Here is a 3,792-nt window from a genome sequence, read left to right as displayed (position 1 = left end):
TCTTCGCGATGGTCGAGCGATGGACGCGGGGGAACGCATAGGCATGCAAATCCTTTTCCACGTCGGCCATGCTGCGCCGAATGAGGTGCGTCTTTCCTCCGGCGTGCAGACGGGAATAATAATCGGACGCCTCAATCCAATCAATCTCCGCGATGTTCACGAAGGTTACCCCGCCGATGCTCTACTGCAAAAAGACCAGTATCTTGGCGAAAGCGCTCGCCCGACGGTTCGTACGAATCGATAAGGAAGCGCCGGCTCACGATATATGAGCCGGCGCTTCCGTGCCGAGGAGCGAGCGGTGCTACTAGTTGTTGGCGGAGGGATCGACGGCGACGCCTTCGACGACGGCGCCATTGGGAGGTACCGTGGTGACTACGATGCTGTACTTGTACGTACCGCTCGGATACTTGTAGACGTCGATCGTGTTATTCGCCGCATCGCCGACATACAAATTGGTCCCCGCGGGATCGAGCTTGAGGTCGACGACCGAGCCTTGCGCCGCAAACGACGTCGGCGTACCGGTGAAGGGAGGCGCGAAGATGTTGATCGTTGCACCCCCCGAGCCGTCTGCGGCAACGACAAGGTTGCCATTCGCGTCGAACGTCATGCCTTCGTAAATGGTGCCATTGGAATTTTGGAGGATTTTCCCGACCCCCTTACCGCCCGCGAACTTCGTGATGTCGGTGCCGCCGCTCGTATTGAGGTACGTTGCGTATACGTTGTTCTTGCTGTCGGTGGCGACCCCGAGCCCCAGACCCTGCGACGTTCCTGTCCCGACGAGTTCACCGGGTAGCTGCAGGGTGGACGTCGGCTTGGTCTGGCCATTCGGATAGACTTCGATCTGACCGTTCGTCTGAGCGGGGAAGTTGACGATATCCAAAACGAATATCTTGCCGGTGGTTGTGAACGCGATATCGGCCGGTTCGCCGCCCTTATCGGTTAACTTGGCCGTGGCTTCCGTGCACGTGTTCTTTTTGAACGTTAACACGATGCCACTCGTTAAGTTGGTGGGCTTGAGTCCCGGCACCCAGAGCTTCCCTGTCGAGTCGACGCCCATGCCGTTGATCTCGGCCACCTCATTGAGGCCGCCGTTCGCGCATATAGGCATCGAATGTGACGACCCGGGCAGTTTGTACAGGTTGAAATAGCCGCCGAGCTGATCGCCTCCCGCGTTGCCGTAATTTGCGCCATAGACCCCATTCGTTGGAGCGGCTGGATCGAACGGGTCGGGATTGTCGAAACGCAGCGTGTTGCTGGGCGCCTGCAGCCTGCCCCTAAGCGCGTCGATTAGCTTGAAGTGCGGGATTGAGCTGCGGGAAATGAATTGGCTTGACGCGCCCGAATGCGTCGCCGGAATGGCCGGGACGGAGGAGCCGCCGCCGGAGCAACCTGCGAGAAGGGCGACGGTCGCCGCGGCACTTAGTGCGCGGCCGATGCGAGATGAGTGGAACATGATGGTTTCCCCCTACGGATGAATTGCCAGAAGTCACGTTCATACTGAAGCAACGAATAGAACGACAACGGAGCGGTCTTTCGTGCGAAGGTACGCTTGTGAGATCCGTCGTCCGTAACCTGCCTCTTCACGACCGCGGATCGCAACGCGGTTTCGCACAACGTGCCTCTGGCGACTCTATTGGACCGTGCGCCCGTGCCCACGTCGCTCACGGGCGAATCCGATCGTTCAAAAGTTACCCGACTTCAGATCGCGCAGGAACGGGTGGCCGGCCTCGTTGACTCCGATGATCTCGGTGACGACGCCGACGGCCGGGCGCGTATCGAAGTAGCCTACCCGCGCGATCGGCAGCCGGAAGCTCTGGATCTGGGGATAGCCGCTGGACTCTATATACGCGGCGGCGGCGTCGTACGCCGAATCGTCAAGAGCGTACGCCACGTGCTGAACGGCGTCGCCGTTCCGGTCCAAAGACTCCTGGTACATGCTCTCGCCCGAAACCGGCTGGATCAACTCGATTTGCGTGTCGCCCGCGTAGGCGAGATAGAGGTGGCAGACCCAGTTCCCGGGCTTTCCGAGGTAGGTGCCCTCCGTGTCCTTTGCCGCCAGGTTTTCCATGTGCATGAAGCGGCCGATGCCCATCGTTTCGACGAAAAACTTCTCGGCCGCTACGATGTCTTTCACGACCCAGCTTACTTGGCAGAATCCTGGAGCGATAACCGGTTTTGGCACGTCCGAACTCCCGTCATTTTAACGCGGCAACTCAAGCGGCTGCCTCCCGCTTCCATTCGCCATATCTGCCTCGCACTCTTATGCCCGCGCCCGCGACTCGCCGGACCGCGTATGAGTTGGCATAGCTGAGACAAAGCTTAGCTTAGGTAATCCGAGTGTAAGCCTGCCCTGCAGCGGAGCGCCAGGACGCTGCAGAAGTCTTCGAAGATATCGTCGTACACACCCGGTTTGCGTATCAACTGCGTGGGCGATGGAACAATTGGCGTCGTCGATGGCGAGGCTTCCGCGGTTTGGCCGATCAAGCGGAACGTGGACATTACGACAATCGTACGCCCGCGAGTTTCTGCAATCGCTGATCAACCGAATCCGCGCGCTCAACTATTTTGCGACACGTCCGGAATAGGGAGTTGTGACGCGAAATTGCGATCTATTGATACCCGACACGGCCTTTCAAGCTGTTGGCTCGCAGAACTGCTGCCGCGCGCAAGGCGTCACATTCATCAACGCTCCGGCGTTTCGTTACTCTTGTTCTAGCGCCGCTTGCAGCGCACGCCGATGGCTACGGCTCACCCGATGTTCCGAGCCGTCGTGAAGGCGCACGTCGTATTCGCCCGTCGCGTCGATGTTCGCGTCGACGCGGGATGTTCAAGTGGACGCCGTGGCATGTCGTCCGCCGTAATAGGTCAACAAATCGGCCGATATCGCCGGACGCTTCCGGTCATTTGTCGTCGTTGGCGGCGCTCGTCAGGGCCTTCGCGCTGACCTTCGCGGTGGGCTTGCTGGTCGTTTGCCGATTTTCGTGAAACGCGCCTACGAAATCGCTGGCGAACAACCCGCGTTCAATAAGATCAACTCTGAGGCAGAGCGGTGCCTCGACGGATCGGAGTCATAGGAAGACGCCGCGCATCTATGCCGTATCGCTTCGCGACAACGCGGTATTCGAACGGCACGCTCGTATGGCCGCCTTGTAGCTCCCTCACGGTAAAGCCACGCGCCGTCTGACTGGCGACGTACAGTCCGCGGCAATCGCCTTCGGGCATAGCCCATACGAAGTACTTAGCGTCTGAATCGATGACGTTGGCGAACTTTTGATCGAGCACGACGTCTGCGCGGCCGTCGACGAGAACTCCAGTGCCGAAGTCCTCGATCGTCGGCTCGGATTCCGTGGGAGTATATTCGGTGACGGAGTGAGTTTGATGATTGCCGACCACGCAACCGTTGCGGCACGAACCGCTGGTAAACAGTTGTCCTGCGATTGCGACACTACCATTATCAGCGACTTCCACTTCGAGATTAGAATTGACATCAAATAAATCCATCAGGTCTCCCTGCCCGCCCGCAGTACCGCCGAGAACGGCGATCGGAGGAAACCGGTTGCCGGTAGTGCTTTGGAAGAGCCCCGCATGGCCGGAGGCCGATATGGCGTGCAGTCCGTCGTTTGCTGGTCCTCCATCCGCGAGAACACCGGCGCCAGAGCTGGAGTTCGGCCCGACGTTGCGACCGGCGACTCCAAACCCGCTAGGTGCGGCATTCTGTCCGTATACGCCGCTCGTGCCTGCTCCCGTCGTCAAGCCTTCCATTCCGTTCCAGTTGGTTGAAGTGCCGACGAC

General features: G+C 59.4%; 3 protein-coding genes. All 3 read right to left on the bottom strand.

Annotation, left to right across the window (positions count from 1 at the left end):
• Positions 1-304: 304 nt before the first annotated feature.
• Positions 305-1,453 carry a hypothetical protein gene (locus VII69_09440; protein ID HEY5095325.1) on the bottom strand — a complete coding sequence of 383 codons (1,149 nt, stop codon included), beginning with the start codon at positions 1,451-1,453 and terminating at the stop codon, positions 305-307.
• A gap of 228 nt (positions 1,454-1,681) precedes the next feature.
• Positions 1,682-2,182, bottom strand: a complete 501-nt coding sequence (locus VII69_09435) for a VOC family protein (protein HEY5095324.1) — start codon at positions 2,180-2,182, stop codon at positions 1,682-1,684.
• 848 nt (positions 2,183-3,030) lie between these two features.
• Positions 3,031-3,792: hypothetical protein (locus VII69_09430; protein HEY5095323.1), on the bottom strand; the 762-nt coding region annotated here is incomplete at its 5' end.

The sequence above is a fragment of the Candidatus Eremiobacteraceae bacterium genome (assembly GCA_036511855.1).
GTDB lineage: Bacteria > Vulcanimicrobiota > Vulcanimicrobiia > Eremiobacterales > Eremiobacteraceae > JABCYQ01.
Note: the sequence above shows the minus strand (reverse complement) of the source record. Positions and strands in the feature narration are given on the sequence as shown.

Bases quoted from the DNA above. Each gene is read 5' to 3' on its own strand.
- VII69_09440 (HEY5095325.1), bottom strand. From the start codon at position 1,453: ATGTTCCACTCATCTCGCATCGGCCGCGCACTAAGTGCCGCGGCGACC.